Genomic DNA, 14,375 nt, shown 5'->3' on the forward strand with positions numbered 1-14,375 from the left:
ACCCAACCGTGTCCTTTGGACGGTCGGCACACGAAAAATGCACGCGCGCACCGTCGTCCGGTGCACGCGTGCATTTCCCGAAATGTGCTCTTACCTACCCTGGTTGGCGACCGCCGCAATGGCGTCCTTCGCCGCTTCCGGGTCGAGGTACTCGCCGCCCGGCTTGAGGGGCTTCAGCTCCTCGTCGAGGTCGTAGCGCAGCGGGATGCCGGTCGGGATGTTCAGCCCCGCGATGGCCTCGTCCGAGATGCCGTCGAGGTGCTTCACGAGCGCGCGCAGCGAGTTGCCGTGCGCCGCCACGAGCACCGTCTTGCCGGTGCGCAGGTCCGGCACGATCGACGACTCCCAGTACGGGATCATCCGCTTCACGACGTCGAGCAGGCACTCGGTGAGCGGCAGGTCGGGGCCGAGGTCCGCGTAGCGCGGGTCGGCGTCCTGGCTGAACTCCGAGCCGGGCTCGATGGGCGGCGGCGGGGTGTCGTAGGAGCGGCGCCAGAGCATGAACTGCTCCTCGCCGAACTCCTCGAGCGTCTGCTTCTTGTTCTTGCCCTGCAGCGCGCCGTAGTGGCGCTCGTTGAGGCGCCAGTCGCGGCGGACCGGGATCCAGTGCCGGTCGGCGGCGTCGAGCGCCAGGTTCGCGGTCATGATCGCGCGGCGCATGAGGCTGGTGTGCAGGATCTCCGGCAGGACGCCGGCCTCCTTGAGCAGCAGGCCGCCGCGGCGGGCCTCCTTCTCGCCCTTCTCCGACAGGGGAACGTCCACCCAGCCGGTGAACAGGTTCTCCGCGTTCCACGTGCTCTCGCCGTGGCGGAGCAGCACCAAGGTTCCGACAGACATGGCGGCTAGCCTGCCATGCCGACCCTCCTGCCGTACCCCGGCAGGTCGGCGTGATCCACGCCATGTTCCTCGTCGGTGTAGACGTGGATCTCCAGCCCGTCGGGGTCGCTGAAGACGAGCAGCCATCCGATGCTGGCCTCGATCTCCGGCGAGTGCGGGATGCCGAGCGCGTCGAGGTGCGCGATCCAGTCCTGGAGGTCCCGGCGCGTCTCCACGGCCCAGTTGACCGGGTCGAAGCCGGCGATCGCCTTCGCCTTCTCCGGGTGCTCGCGCAGGCTGAGCCCGGCAGCGCCACCGCCCACGTGCCCCGAGACGCCCCTGACCACGCCGTCCGCGTCGGCGAACTCCCAGCCGACCTCGAAGCCGAAGACCTCCGCGTACCAGTCGATGCTCGCCGAGAGGTCGCTGACCGGGATCTTCACGCCTCTGATGCCTCTGAGCTTCGCCATGGTTCACTCCAATTGGATGCAGTAACGCCGCAACGAATATGGTTAGACTGCGCTCGATGAGCGACGGAGTCAAGCGTTCGTACAGGTCACCGTTGCGGGAGCAGGCGGCCGCACAGACGCGCCTGCTGGTGCGCGAGGCCGGCCACCGGATGTTCCTGCGGGACGGGTTCGCGGCGACGTCGATCAAGGCGATCGCCGCCGAGGCCGGTGTGTCCGAGCGGACCGTGTACACGCACTACCGCACCAAGGTCGAGCTGTTCCAGGACGCGCTGAACGTGGCGGTCGCGGGCGACGAGGAACCCGTGGCGATGCGCGACCGGCCGGAGTTCGATGAGGTGCTGCGCACGCCCTCCGCACGCGACCTGATCTCGGAGCTGGTGCGGCGCAACGGGGTCGTGCTGGAGCGCGCCGGCGGGCTGATCCTGGCGGGCATCGAGTCGTCCGGTGCCGACGCGGACATGCGGCGGATCTCGGACGAGGGCGAGCGCGCGATGCGGGCGAACTGCCTGGCGCTCGCGGAGGCGTTGGTGGCGACCGGGGAGGTCAGGGACGGGTTCGGGGTCGAGCAGGTCGCGGACGTGCTGGTGACGATGTGCTCGCCGCACGTGCACGGGTTGCTGGGGTGGTCCCCCGCGCGCTACCGGGAGTGGCTCGCGGACGCGCTGCGGGGGACGCTGCTGCGGGCCTGACCTCGCGACTCAGACCGCTTCCAGGACGAAGAAGATGAAGCTCAGGAACGACCCGGACGGGAACTTCGCCATGTCCTCGGGGAACAGCTCGTGGGCCTCCGGCGCCGGAGGCGGCTCGCTGATGACGGCCGTGCGGAAGCCCGCCGCGGTGAAGGCGTCCGTCATCGCGTGCAGCGGCCGGTGCCAGTAGGTGAGCGTGGCCTTCTGGCCGTCGAAGTCGTAGTCGTCGGTCCACTTCGCGGTCGTGAAGTAGCTGGCCTCGCGATCCAGGAACGGGAGCATGATCGGGTGGTTGACGACCACGATCAGCCGGCCACCGGGCTTCAGCACCCGGCGCAGCTCGGCCAGCGGTCCCGTCCAGTCCTCCAGGTAGTGCAGGACCAGGGCGGCGACGCAGTCGTCGAACTCGCCGTCGGCGTACGGCAGCGGCTTGCCGATGTCGGCCACCCGCAGGTCCGCGTCGTCGCCGAGGCGCTGCCGGGCCAGTTCCACCATCTTCGCGCTGCGGTCGAAACCGGCGACGACGGCGCCCTTGTCGCGCAGCGCCTTCGACACGGGACCGGCGCCGCACCCGGCGTCCAGGATCCGCCGGCCCGTCACGTCGCCCGCCAGGTTCACGATCGCGGGCCGGGTGTAGTAGGCGTTGATGAGGCTGGTCTCGTTGGCGGCCGCGTACCCCTCGGCGAAGAGGTCGTAGTCGTTCTCCGCGGCCACGTCGGCGGAGCTTCCGGTGTCACTGGGCATGTCCCCGATACTGCCGAGCGGCCGGCCGGGTCGCCAGGAAGATCGACTCGCCGAGGTCGGCAACCACGGCGAAACGCCCCCGGCGATGATCTCGCCGAGGGCGTTCGGGAAACGGGTCAGGCCTGTTCGCGCGCCCTGAGGTCCTTGCGCAGGATCTTGCCCGCCGCCGACTTCGGGATCGCCTCGATGAACTCCACGACGCGGACCTTCTTGTGCGGCGCCACGTTCGCCGCCACGAACGCCATCACGGCGTCGGCGTCGATGGACGACTCCGGCTGGCGCACCACGAAGGCCTTCGGGATCTCCTCGCCGTCGGCGTCCTTCACGCCGATGACGGCCGCGTCGGCGATCTCGTCGTGCGTCAGCAGCACGGCCTCCAGCTCCGCCGGCGGCACCTGGTAGCCCTTGTACTTGATGAGCTCCTTGACCCGGTCGACGATCGAGACGATGCCGTTCTCGTCGATCACGGCCACGTCGCCGGTGTGCAGCCAGCCCTCGGCGTCGAGGGTGGCGGCGGTGGCCTCCGGGTTGTTCAGGTAGCCCTTCATGACGTTCGGGCCGCGGCACCACAGCTCGCCGCGGTCGCCGACGCCGACGTCCTCGCCGGTGGCCGGGTCGACCAGGCGGCACTCCAGGTTCGGGATGATCACGCCGACGGTGCCGACCGAGATGTCGTCGCGGCCGTCCGGGATGGCGTGGCTGACCGGTGACATCTCCGTCATGCCGTAGCCCTGGACGACGCGGCAGCCGATGCGCTTGCGCACGGTGGCGGCCAGGTCCTCGTCCAGCGGCGCCGCGCCCGAGAAGAGCGTCTTGAGCGGGGAGAGGTCGTAGTTGTCGACGATCGGGTGCTTCGCCAGGGCGACGGCGACCGGCGGGGCGATGTAGACGCGGTCGGTCTTGTGCTCCGCGATGACCCGGAGGAACTCCGGCAGATCGAACTTCGGCAGCGTCACGACGAGACCGCCGACGTAGAGGCCGCCGTTCATCAGCACCTGCATGCCGTAGATGTGGAAGAACGGCAGCACGGCGAGGACGCGGGTGTGCTCCCCGGCGTCGACCATGATCGGGTCGCACTGCACGAGGTTCGCCACGAGGTTGCGGTGCGTCAGCATCACGCCCTTGGGCAGGGCGGTCGTGCCGGACGAGTAGGGCAGCACCGCCACGTCCTCGGACGGGTCGATCTTCACCTCGGGCACCGGGTGGTCGTTGGCGAGCAGCTCGCCCAGCGACGGGTAGCCCTCGGCGCCGTCGAGCACGACGACGTCGGTGACGCCGGCCTTCGCGGCGCCCGGTGCGGCGTTGGGCAGCAGCACCGAGACGGTGAACAGCATCTTCGCGCCCGCGTCGTGCAACTGGTGCGCGACCTCGTCGGGCGTGTAGAGCGCGTTGATCGTGGTCGCGGTGGCGCCCGCGCGCAGGATGCCGTGGAACACGACGGCGTAGTACGGCGTGTTCGGGCTCAGGATGCCGACCACGTCGCCCTTGCCGATGCCGCGCGCGGCGAGAGCGGCGGCCGTGCGGTCGATGGCTCCGACGAGCTGGCCGTACGTCATCGACGCGCCGGACATGCCGTCGATCAGCGCAACCCGGTCCGCACGGTCGGCGATGTCGCCGAACAGGAGCTGGTACAGCGACACGTCGGGGATCTCGACGTCGGGGAACGGACTGCGGAAAACCATGCGGCGACCTCATTCACTCGCTCTACACCCAGCCTGTTGGCTCATCGTGATCCAGCCCACTGGGGAGGTCAAGGTCATCATGATCGCTACAGAGACGTTACTTAGCGCGACTAAATACACTCGAATGGAGCAATACAATCACTTGTGATCGCAAGGACGTATCTGGGAAGTTGATACCGCCTCCGCGAGTCGGCTCCCACGCTTGCCCGATGAGCGCGAGGCACATGCGCGGTTCGTCATCCCCCGTCGGATCGCGCGGCCCGCTTGGGATCCGACGACTCCCCCCGTCCACGGATCCACTGCAGCGGGGACCTGTGACGCGGGACGGCTCGAAGCGACTCCCCCTCTCTCCCGAGCCGTTCCGCGCATCATCAAAGGCACACTCTCAGTAGAACTGGATCATGCTGCTTCGTTCATTCGAGTGACACGCTTCCGGCGGCGGAGCAGGTACAGCACCACCGCCGCGGGCACTCCGAGCACCATCACGAACGGCAGCACGGCGCCGACCGCGATCAGGATCCCGCCCAGCACGGTGACCAGCGCGTTCCAGCCGCCGGCCAGCGCGCTCAGGAACCCGGGCTCGTCCGGCTTCGGCGGCGCGATCGGCACGGTCGCCACCTGCACGGTCAGCGTCGCGAGAGCGACCTTCCCCTTCAGCGACTCGCTGCGCCGCTGCATCGACTCCAGCTCGGCCTGCCGCTTGGTCAGCTCGGACTCGACCTGCGCGATCTCCGCCGTCGTCCCCGCCCGCTCGAACAGCACCCGCAACCGGTCGACGCTGGCCTTCTGCGTCGCGATCCGCGCCTCGACGTCCACGAGCTGGTCGGTGACGTCCTCGCTGCGCACCTCGCTGCGCGTCACGTCCCCGACGCTCGTCAGGTCGCGCACGAGCCGGTCCAGCTCCGCGGAGGGCACCCGCACGGTCACCGACCCGGAGTTCTTGGTCGAGTTCTCCTGCCCCGCGAACCCGCCCGCGGCCGTCGCCCGGTTCTTGATCTCACCGATGGCCTTCAGCACGTCGTCGCTGCGCAGGTCGACGGTCGCCGTCCGCACGAGCTGCCGTTCCTGCTCCTGCACCGGCTGCACGGCCGCCTGGCCGGCGTTCTCCTGCTGCGGCGCCTTCTGCTGCGCCGCCTGCGGCGGGGCTGCGGCATCCTTCGCCGACATCCCGCTCGTGTTGCTGCTGCACCCCGTCGAAACCAGGGCCAGCAACGCGACTCCCACCCACAGCACTGGTCTACGCATGCTGATCGGACGGGACGAGCGGAACGAGGAGTTGCCGTGGAAGCCGAAACGAGTCGGCGCCTACTCCGAAACGAGATGTTGGAACGCCTGCAGGTTCGCCAGGGACTCGCCCCGCGACACCCGCCACGCCCACTCCCGGCGGATCGCGTCGGCGAAGCCGATCTCGAGCAACGGGTTGAAGTCGCCGTCCGCCGCCTCCAGCACCTGCCCGAGCACGCGGTCCAGCTCGTCGGGCGTCACGGCGTGCTTGCCGACCCGCCCGACCAGGTAGACGTCACCCTCGGCGTCGATCGTGTAGTGCACGCCGTAGAGCCGGGCGTTGCGGCGCAGCAGGAACCGGTAGACGTCCTCGAACGACTGGTCCGGCCGCCGGCACACGAACGCCTCGACGAGCAGCGCGTGCGTGGTCTCCACCAGCCACACGTTGGTCTGGAGCTTCTTGGTGCCCGGCAGCGTCACGAAGAACTTGCCCGGCTCGCGCCGGTCGTACCGGAGCTCCCGTTCGTCGAGGAACTCCTTGATCACGGTGTCGACGCTCAAGCGAAAACCTCCCGGCGGAACACGTCTGCCGCCTCCTGGTACCCCGCCAGCAGCGAGTCAGTCGTGCGGTCCCAGGAGAAGCGTCGCGCATGTCCCACGGCGTTGCTCGCCAGGTGCTCCCGCTGCGGCAGGGCCACGCCACCGATCGCAGACGCCCACGCACCGGGCTCGTGACCGTGCACGAGCACCCCGGACACCCCGTCGTTCACGGCCACCGGCAGCCCACCGACGGCCGCCGCGACCACCGGCGTCCCGCAGGCCTGGGCCTCCAGCGCCACCAGCCCGAACGACTCGTTGTGGCTCGGCACCGCGACCAGGTCCGCTGCCCGGTAGACCTCGGCGAGCGCCGGCCCCGGCTGCGGCGGCAGGAACCGCGTCACGTCCGTGATCCGCAGCTGTGCCGCCAGCTCCTCCAGCGCCTTCGGCCGTTCCGTGCCGCTGCCCGACGGCCCGCCGACGATCAGCACGACGAGCTTCGAGCGCAGTCCGGGATCGCGCACCAGCATCTCCGCGGCGGCGCGCAACAGCACGTCGGGGGCCTTCAGGGGCTGGATCCTGCCGACGAACGCGAGCACGACCGCGTCCTGCGGAATGCCGAGCGACTGCCGGGCCGCGCACTGGTCGCCGGGCGTGAACCGGTCGAGGTCCACGCCGGGCGGCACGACGGACACCTTGGACGGCTCCGCGTCGTAGAGCTTGATCAGCTCGCTCGCCTCGATGTCGGTGTTGGCGACCAGCCAGTCGGACTCGGCGACGACCTGGTCCTCGCCGATCACCCGCATCCTGGGCTCCGGCGCGTCGCCCTCGGCCAGTGCCAGGTTCTTCACCTTGGCCAGCGTGTGGGCGGTGTGCACGAGCGGCACGCCCCACCGTTCGCGGGCGATCCAGCCGACCTGCCCGGACAGCCAGTAGTGCGAGTGGATCGCGTCGTAGTAGCCGGGCTCGTGCCGTGCCTCGGCTCGCAGGACGCCCGCCGAGAACGCGCAGAGCTGACCGGGCAGCTCCTCCTTGCCGAGCCCCTCGAACGGCCCGGCGGCGACGTTGCGCACGCGCACGCCCGGCGCCAGCTCGACCACCGGCGGCAGCTCGGACGACGTGGCGCGGGTGAAGATCTCCACCTCGACGCCCCGCTGGGCCATCCTGGTGGCCGTCTGGACGATGTAGACGTTCATCCCGCCCGCGTCACCCGTGCCGGGCTGTTCGAGCGGCGACGTGTGGACCGAGAGCACCGCGACGCGCTTCACCGGGCCACCCGCCCCAGGTCGGCGGCGAACCTCTCGGGCCGCTCGAGGAACGGGACGTGCGCGGTGTCGGGATACAGGCTCAACTCGGCTCCGGGGATCAGGGCGGCGGAGTACTCGGCGGCGGCGGGGGCGACCACCTCGTCCCTGGTGCCGTGCACCACGAGGGTCGGCACGTCGACGGCGGTCAACACGTCAGCGCTGCCCACATCCCTGCGGAACAGCTCGCCTCGCACCTTAGGGCTCACGGAGGCCGCCGCGGCTGTGAGTTCGCCGACCGTCGAAGCGGGCAGGTCCGGAGCCATGGCGCGGGTGAACTCGGCCATCACCGCGTCGTCGGTGATCGCACCGGGCAGCGCGGCCCTCATCACGGGGCCGATGACGCCGCCTTCGCGGCCACGGCCGATCTCGGTGATGGCGCTCACGAACAGCAGCGCGGTGACGTTCGCGGTGCCGTGGAAGCGCAGGTAGTCGGTGATCACGAGACCGCCGTAGGACCACCCGACGAGCGTCGCGGGACCGGTGCGGGCGAGCACGGCGGCGAGGTCGGCGGCCCACTGCGCGGAGTCGCGGTAGTCGCCGAAGTCGTCGGACTCGCCGTGTCCGCGCAGGTCGACGGCCCAGGTGCGGAAGCCCGGGAGGTCCCAGACGGCTCCCGTCTGCGCCCAGCCGTGGAGGAGGACCACCGGCGGCGCGCCGTCCGGGCCTGATTCACGGACGGCCAGTCGTCCCCCGCCGGCCGCCGTCACGTGTGTCAGATGCACACCTGCGCAAACGACCTGGCAGGGGGACGCATTCCCGTCCGAGCGACTTGCCGGGCTACTTGACGGCGGACTTGGTCTTCCACTGCTCCCACGGGATCTGCCAGTCGTACCAGTCGAACTGGGCGGGCAGCGTGGTGATCGAGCCGGTCACCTCGACCGGGTCGCCGATCATCGCGGTGTCGTAGTAGGCCTTCGCGTCGGCCTCGAGCAGGTTCGCGCAGCCGTGCGAGGTGTTGTTGCTGCCGATGTTGCCCGCGTTGTCGTTGTTCTCGTGGATGAACTCGCCGTGGTTGGAGAACCGGACGGCCCACTTCTTCACGACGTTGGTGTAGCCGTAGCGCGGGTTGTCGAACGAGAACGTGTCGTTCTTCGACATGACCACGAACGTGCCGTTGGGCGTCGTGAGCTCGGGGTCCGCGTCCTTGCCGAACGACGCGGGGTAGTCGGCGACCTGGGCACCGTTGCGGAACACCTTGAGCCGGTGCGTCGGGTTGTCGATCTTCACGACCTGGTTGCGGCCGATGGTGAAGTCGCTGGTCACGTCGGCCCTGCCGAACGCGCCGCCGCCGTAGTTGACGCCGTAGAGCTTCGCCTCGACCTTGATCGTGGTGTTCTCCGGCCAGTACTTCTCCGGCCGGTAGTGGACCTCCTGGGCGTTCAGCCAGGCCCACGAGCCGGTGATGCCCGCCGAGTTGGTGACCTTGAGTGCCTTCTCGACGGTCGCCTTGTCCTCGACCGGCGACTCGAACTTGACCATGATCGGCGCCGCGACGCCGACGGTCTGGTTGTCACCGGGCCACAGGGTGGCGCGGGTCTGCGCGCCGGGCGCGACGGTGGTGAACGAGCCCTTGAGCTCGACGGGCTTGCCGTCGGTGCCGACGGCCTTGCCGGAGTAGCTGTACGCCTTGCCGTAGCCCAGCGGCTCGGCGGTCGTCCAGCCCGACTTGTCCTCGGTCAGGGTGCCCTTGACGTCCTTGCCCTCCGGCGACTTCAGCGCGACGGACTCGATCTTGCCGTCCACCACGGTGACCTGCACCGGAGTCGTGACCTGCACGTCCTTGGTGCCGTCGACCGGCGACAGGGTGACCTTCGCGGACGGCAGCGAGCTGTCCGCCTTCGGTGACCCCGCCTCGACACTCGAGCAGCCGGTCAGCAGCGTCAGCCCGGCGACCAGCGCGACAAGTGTTCTCTTCACGGTTTCGACCTCCCACAGCAAGGACGTCCAGCACGACCCGATGGTGCGAGTGACGTCGGTCACACGCTGATCGGCCGCCTACGATCGAGGTCGTGAATCGACCTGTCGCAGTAGTGACCGGAGCTAGCGCGGGCATCGGCGAGGCCACCGCGCGGCGGTTGTCCGCCGAGGGGTTCCACGTCGTGCTCGGTGCACGTCGTCTGGACCTTCTCCACGTTATCGCGAAGGAGATCGACGGGACGGCCATCGAGCTGGACGTCACCGACGAGTCCTCCGTCGCCTCCTTCGCCGACCGGGTACCCCACGCCCACGTCCTCGTGAACAACGCGGGCGGTGCCCGTGGTCTGTCGACCGTCGCCGAGGGCGATCCGGCGGAGTGGCGCTGGATGTGGGAGGCCAACGTCCTCGGCACCCTGCTGGTGACGAAGGCGTTCATCCCGAAGCTGATCGCGTCCGGCGACGGGCACGTCGTGTCCGTGACGTCCGTCGCGGCACGTGACGCGTACGACAACGGATCCGGCTACACGAGCGCCAAGCACGCGCAGTCGGCGCTGCACCGGACGTTGCGCGGCGAGCTGCTCGGGCAGCCGGTGCGGGTCACCGAGATCCTGCCGGGCATGGTCGAGACGGACTTCTCCACCAACCGGTTCGACGGCGACACCGAGCGCGCGGCCAAGGTCTACCAGGGCCTCACGCCGCTCACCGCCGACGACGTGGCGGACGTCATCGCGTTCGCGGTCACCCGGCCGTCGCACGTGAACCTCGACGAGATCGTGCTCAAGCCCCGCGCCCAGGCCTCCGCGACTCGGGTGCACCGGGAGTGACCAGGTCCACGTCGAGCTGACGCAGCACGGGCCCGATGGGGTTCGCGAACCCCGTCGGGCCGCTGCCGGCCACGTAGAGCCCGACGACCCGGTTGTCCGCGTCGACGAGCACCGCGCCGCTGTCGCCGTGGTCGCCGAAGCGCTCCGCCGAGTAGACGCGGATCTGGTCGCGCAACGTGCGCACGCCGATGCCGTCGCCGAAGTCCAGGCGGACCGTCGCGTCCGTCGAGGTGATCACGCCGTGCGTGAGCTCGGTGGTGCGGCCGCGTTTGCGCACCGTGGAGCCGACCACGGCGCTCGCGCTCCCGGTGATCGTACCGACGTCGACCACCTCCGCGCGGAACGGCCGGGCACCCATCCGCAGCCCCGCCGCACTGACGGCCCCGGCGAGCGCCGCGCGGTCGAGCACGGCGACGGTGTCGGGACCGGGCAGCCCACCGTCCACTCTGGACGGATGCACGAACTCGTCGCCCACCGACCACGAGTCGTCGACGCACCCGACGTGGAACGTGGTGAGCCCCAGCACCTTCCTGCTCTCGTCGCGAGTCACGACGAACGCGCCGAGGGTGCCCGCGATCACGTACTCGCCGGCCTTCGGCACCTCCGGTGGCACGACCCGGAACGTCCGCGCGGGGCCGATGCCGATGCCGCCGCGCAGCACCGGATGCCGTTCCGCCGCACGGGGTTCGTCGGCGCGGGTGACCATCGCGCGGTGCAGCACGATCGACTCGGCGACGACGTCGGTGAGGACGCCGTTCACCTCCCGCGGGATCTGGCGGGGGTGGTCGGGCCCCTTGGCGCACACGTAGACGACGATCGCGGCCTTGCCGGTCGGCATCCCCCCGGTGATCTTCTCGCCGATGTCGACGCCGATCACGCCCGGCCTGGTCAGGAACTCGTCTTCGACCATGCGCTTGACCGGCCTGATGACCTCGCGCGCGTTCTCGTCGAGGTAGCTCATGGCGACCTCCGTTCCCTCTACGTCAATGAAACACGCGGGGTAGCGGTTCGTCACATGGAGTCACCTGAACGGCGGTGGACCTGAACGACTTCAGAGGTGCACGCCGACGAAAACGGGTTCCGGGTGCAGCTCGACGCCGAACGCCGCGCGCACGCCGTCGCGCACCTCGCGCGCCAGGTCGAGCAGGTCCTCGGTGGAGGCATCGCCGCGGTTGGTGAGGGCGAGGGTGTGCTTGCCGGACAACGACACCCGGCCGCCGGGGCCCTGGTGGCCCTTGCGGAACCCGGCGCGTTCGATCAGCCAGGCCGCGGAGAGCTTCCGCTGGCCGTGGCCGGCGGGGTAGCTCGGCACGTCGACGTCGGAGCCGAGGCGTTCGGCGATGCGGATCAGCACGCCCGCGAACGTCGAGTCGTCGACGATCGGGTTGGTGAAGAACGAGCCCGCGCTCCACGTGTCGTGGTCGGTGGCGTCGAGCACCATGCCCTTGCCGCGGCGCAGCTCCAGCACGGCCTTGCGGGCCTCGTCCGCCGGCACGCGTTCCCCTTGCGCCACACCGAGAACGCGCGCCAGCTCGCCGTAGCGGATCGGCGCGGACATGCCGCCGGAGGTGAGCGAGAACCGGGTGCGCAACACGACGGCGTTGTCCGTGCCCTTCAGCACGCTGGAGCGGTAGCCGAGGCCGAGCTTCGCGGCGGGCACCTGGTGCACCTTGCCGCTGCGGCGGTCCAGCAGGTCGACCGACTGCAGCACCTGGGAGATCTCGACGCCGTACGCGCCGACGTTCTGCACGGGTGTGGCCCCGTTGAGGCCGGGAATGCCGGACAGGCACTCGAGCCCGCCGAGGCCCTGCGCGACCGCCTCGGCGACGACCGCGTCCCACTCCTCGCCCGCCTCGACGGTGAACTGGACGATGCCGCCGCCCAGCGGGTCGAGCCGGAAGCCCGAGGTGCCGACGTGCACGACGGTGCCGTCGAAGCCGCCGTCGGAGATCACGAGGTTGGACCCGCCGCCGAGCACGAGCACCTTCTCGTCGGTGGCGGCGTCGGCTGTTCGCACGGCTTCGACCAGCTCAGAGGCGGTCGTGGCGTGGACGAACCGCGCGGCAGGCCCACCGAGTCGGAGCGTCGTGCGCTCGGCCAGAGGGACGGACTGCGTGGTGGTCACAGACGTCAACGGTAGCCTCCGCGACATGGCACGCCGCATCGAGCACCACACCACGTCACCCCGTTCGGCGGAGGAGGTCTTCGCCGCCATGGTCGACGAGACCTACCTGCGGGACCGGCTGGCCGCGATCGGGGGCCAGAACGCGGAGCTCGTCTCGTTCGACAAGACCGACGAGCGGACGACGTACCAGCTCAAGCAGGGTGTGCCCGCCGAGCACCTGCCGTCGGCGGTCAAGGCCGCGCTCGGGGGCGACCTGGTGATCCAGCGCACGGAGACGTGGGCCGCCGGCGCCGGCACCGTCGAGGTGGCGGTCAACGGCGTGCCCGGCCGGCTCGAGGGCGCGTTCACCGTCCTGGGCAACGGATCGGGCTCCAAGACCACCCTCACGGGGGAGGTCAAGGTCAGCATCCCGCTGCTCGGCGGCAAGCTCGAGAAGCTGATCGCCGAGCAGGTCGCCGTGCTGCTCGACAAGGAGAGCGAGTTCACGTCCGAATGGCTCGCACACCGCGGCTAGCAGCGGGCCGGGCCCGTGCGCTCGGTCTGCCGACGCGCGGCACGACCAACCCGAACCGCCTGCGCAGGGTCGACCGGTGGACGACCGGCACGCTGTCGTCGTTCCTGGCTTCCGCGCCCGACCCGCTGGTGGTGGACCTCGGGTACGGGGCCACGCCGATCACCACCGTCGAGATGGCCGCGCGGCTGCGGGTCGTCCGCCCCGACGTGCGCGTGCTCGGGCTGGAGATCGACGCTGACCGGGTCGAGGCGGGCAAAGCGGTCTCGGATCCGCCCTTCCTGGACTTCCGGCGCGGCGGGTTCGAACTCGCCGGAGCGCGTCCGGTGCTGTTGCGCGCGTTCAACGTGCTGCGCCAGTACACCGAGGAGCAGGCGTTCGAGGCGTGGGACACCATGCTGTCGCGGATGGCGCCCGGCGGCCTGGTGGTCGAGGGGACGTGCGACGAGATCGGCCGCCGGTGCACGTGGGTGACGCTGTCGTCCGACGGGCCGCAGACGTTCACGCTGGCGTGCAAGCCGTCCGCCATCGAGACGCCCTCCGACCTCGCCGAGCGGCTGCCCAAGGCGTTGATCCACAAGAACGTGCCGGGTGAGCGCGTGCACGCGCTGCTGGCCGAGCTGGACGCGTGCTGGGCGACCGCGGCCCCGTTCGCGCCGTTCGGCCCTCGTGCCCGGTGGGTGGAGTCGGTGCGGCTGCTGGTCGAGCGCGGGTGGCCGGTGCTCGACAACCGGCGGCGGTGGCGGCTCGGCGAAATCACGCTCGAATGGGCGGCCGTCGCGCCCTAGGCTGAGTTTCGTGGACTTCGTCGCGGAGATCGAGAAGCAGGCGTCGGCGTTGCGTTCGGCGGCCGTTCAGGCCGGACCGGACGCCCCCGTCCCGTCGTGTCCCGAGTGGACGGTGCTGGACCTGGTGCGGCACATCGCCGAGGTGCACACGTGGGCGGCGGAGGCGGTCGTGACGGCGCCCGACGCCGGCCGGCCGGACTGGCACGAGGCGCCTGCCGGCTGGGACGAGGCGCTCGCCTGGTGGGACAACGGCTCGGGGCTGCTCGTGTCGCGGCTGCGCTCGGTGCCCCTCGACAGTCCATCGTGGACGTTCAAGGGCTCGCAGGTGGCCGCGTTCTGGGCGCGCAGGCAGGCGCACGAGACGGCGATCCACCGCCTCGACGCGGAGCTCGCCACCGGCCACGAGCCGCCGACGCTGCTGTTCGACTCGGAGCTCGCCGCCGACGGCATCGACGAGCACCTGACCGTGATGGTGCCCCGCCAGCTGGACCGCGGCCGCACCATCGACAGGACGGGCACGCTGGTCGTGCACGCCGCCGACGCCGGACGCACCTGGGAGGTCTTCCTCGCGGCGGGCGAGCCCCTCGTCGTGACGGACGTGCTCGACTCGGCCGTGGACGCGGACGTGACGGTCGCCGGCACCGCCGACGCCGTCTACCGCGCGCTGTGGGGCCGCCCGAGTCACGCGATCGTGACGGGCGACGAGTCGCTGTTGGCGGCACTGCCCAGGGCGTGAATACT

16 protein-coding genes are annotated in these 14,375 nt (G+C 70.4%); 5 read left to right on the forward strand and 11 right to left on the reverse strand.

Annotated elements, in window-relative coordinates; translation table 11 throughout:
- Nucleotides 1-90: 90 nt before the first annotated feature.
- Nucleotides 91-837, reverse strand: coding sequence for a phosphoglyceromutase (locus ACFWV3_RS09785; protein WP_382410188.1), 747 nt, complete (start codon nucleotides 835-837; stop codon nucleotides 91-93).
- Between the two features lie 5 nt (nucleotides 838-842).
- A complete protein-coding gene (locus ACFWV3_RS09790) occupies nucleotides 843-1,286 on the reverse strand; it encodes a VOC family protein (protein WP_382410190.1) in 444 nt (147 codons plus the stop codon).
- Between the two features lie 56 nt (nucleotides 1,287-1,342).
- On the opposite strand from ACFWV3_RS09790, the gene ACFWV3_RS09795 reads away from it, so the two are divergent.
- Nucleotides 1,343-1,975: a TetR/AcrR family transcriptional regulator gene (locus tag ACFWV3_RS09795; RefSeq protein ID WP_382410192.1), complete on the forward strand. Its 633-nt coding sequence runs from the start codon at nucleotides 1,343-1,345 to the stop codon at nucleotides 1,973-1,975.
- 9 nt (nucleotides 1,976-1,984) lie between these two features.
- On the opposite strand, the gene ACFWV3_RS09800 is transcribed toward ACFWV3_RS09795, so the two are convergent.
- The 7 genes from ACFWV3_RS09800 to ACFWV3_RS09830 all read right to left on the reverse strand — a co-directional run bounded on the left by ACFWV3_RS09800 (nucleotide 1,985) and on the right by ACFWV3_RS09830 (nucleotide 9,386).
- On the reverse strand, nucleotides 1,985-2,719 hold the full coding sequence (locus ACFWV3_RS09800) for a class I SAM-dependent methyltransferase (RefSeq protein WP_382410194.1): 735 nt from the start codon (nucleotides 2,717-2,719) through the stop codon (nucleotides 1,985-1,987).
- A gap of 116 nt (nucleotides 2,720-2,835) precedes the next feature.
- Nucleotides 2,836-4,401 carry a 4-coumarate--CoA ligase family protein gene (locus tag ACFWV3_RS09805; RefSeq protein ID WP_382410196.1) on the reverse strand — a complete coding sequence of 522 codons (1,566 nt, stop codon included), beginning with the start codon at nucleotides 4,399-4,401 and terminating at the stop codon, nucleotides 2,836-2,838.
- A 399-nt stretch (nucleotides 4,402-4,800) separates the two neighbouring features.
- Complete coding sequence (locus tag ACFWV3_RS09810; RefSeq protein WP_382410198.1) at nucleotides 4,801-5,646, reverse strand: DUF4349 domain-containing protein; 846 nt, start codon at nucleotides 5,644-5,646, stop codon at nucleotides 4,801-4,803.
- Nucleotides 5,647-5,706: 60 nt separating this feature from the next.
- Entirely contained in the window at nucleotides 5,707-6,186 is a 480-nt protein-coding gene (locus ACFWV3_RS09815; protein ID WP_382410200.1) for a YbjN domain-containing protein, read from the reverse strand.
- Nucleotides 6,183-7,430 (reverse strand): D-inositol-3-phosphate glycosyltransferase, encoded by a 1,248-nt coding sequence (gene mshA / locus ACFWV3_RS09820; protein ID WP_382410202.1) that lies wholly within the window; start codon nucleotides 7,428-7,430, stop codon nucleotides 6,183-6,185. Before mshA ends, ACFWV3_RS09815 begins: the two co-directional genes overlap by 4 nt.
- Nucleotides 7,427-8,191 carry an alpha/beta fold hydrolase gene (locus tag ACFWV3_RS09825; protein WP_382410204.1) on the reverse strand — a complete coding sequence of 255 codons (765 nt, stop codon included), beginning with the start codon at nucleotides 8,189-8,191 and terminating at the stop codon, nucleotides 7,427-7,429. Before ACFWV3_RS09825 ends, mshA begins: the two co-directional genes overlap by 4 nt.
- 55 nt (nucleotides 8,192-8,246) lie before the next feature.
- On the reverse strand, nucleotides 8,247-9,386 hold the full coding sequence (locus ACFWV3_RS09830; protein WP_382410206.1) for an Ig-like domain-containing protein: 1,140 nt from the start codon (nucleotides 9,384-9,386) through the stop codon (nucleotides 8,247-8,249).
- Between the two features lie 92 nt (nucleotides 9,387-9,478).
- Here ACFWV3_RS09830 and ACFWV3_RS09835 point away from each other — a divergent pair, with 92 nt between their 5' ends.
- Nucleotides 9,479-10,210, forward strand: coding sequence for an SDR family oxidoreductase (locus ACFWV3_RS09835; protein ID WP_382410209.1), 732 nt, complete (start codon nucleotides 9,479-9,481; stop codon nucleotides 10,208-10,210).
- Here ACFWV3_RS09835 and ACFWV3_RS09840 read toward each other — a convergent pair.
- Together ACFWV3_RS09840 and ACFWV3_RS09845 are read right to left on the reverse strand one after the other, a co-directional pair.
- Nucleotides 10,164-11,171, reverse strand: a complete 1,008-nt coding sequence (locus ACFWV3_RS09840) for a hypothetical protein (protein ID WP_382410211.1) — start codon at nucleotides 11,169-11,171, stop codon at nucleotides 10,164-10,166. The genes ACFWV3_RS09835 and ACFWV3_RS09840 overlap by 47 nt on opposite strands.
- Nucleotides 11,172-11,261: 90 nt before the next feature.
- Nucleotides 11,262-12,362, reverse strand: coding sequence for a UDP-N-acetylmuramate dehydrogenase (locus tag ACFWV3_RS09845; RefSeq protein WP_382410213.1), 1,101 nt, complete (start codon nucleotides 12,360-12,362; stop codon nucleotides 11,262-11,264).
- On the opposite strand from ACFWV3_RS09845, the gene ACFWV3_RS09850 reads away from it, so the two are divergent.
- Genes ACFWV3_RS09850 through ACFWV3_RS09860 form a run of 3 tightly spaced genes read left to right on the forward strand, consistent with a single transcriptional unit; the run spans nucleotide 12,361 to nucleotide 14,370 of the window.
- Nucleotides 12,361-12,849, forward strand: coding sequence for a DUF2505 domain-containing protein (locus ACFWV3_RS09850; protein WP_382410215.1), 489 nt, complete (start codon nucleotides 12,361-12,363; stop codon nucleotides 12,847-12,849). The two genes, ACFWV3_RS09845 and ACFWV3_RS09850, sit on opposite strands and share 2 nt — an antisense overlap.
- Nucleotides 12,828-13,634 carry a class I SAM-dependent methyltransferase gene (locus tag ACFWV3_RS09855; protein WP_382410217.1) on the forward strand — a complete coding sequence of 269 codons (807 nt, stop codon included), beginning with the start codon at nucleotides 12,828-12,830 and terminating at the stop codon, nucleotides 13,632-13,634. The genes ACFWV3_RS09850 and ACFWV3_RS09855 overlap by 22 nt, the downstream gene beginning before the upstream one ends.
- A 10-nt stretch (nucleotides 13,635-13,644) precedes the next feature.
- Nucleotides 13,645-14,370 carry a maleylpyruvate isomerase N-terminal domain-containing protein gene (locus ACFWV3_RS09860; RefSeq protein ID WP_382410219.1) on the forward strand — a complete coding sequence of 242 codons (726 nt, stop codon included), beginning with the start codon at nucleotides 13,645-13,647 and terminating at the stop codon, nucleotides 14,368-14,370.
- Nucleotides 14,371-14,375: the final 5 nt, after the last annotated feature.

The organism is Lentzea sp. NPDC059081 (genome assembly GCF_042738015.1).
GTDB lineage: Bacteria > Actinomycetota > Actinomycetes > Mycobacteriales > Pseudonocardiaceae > Lentzea.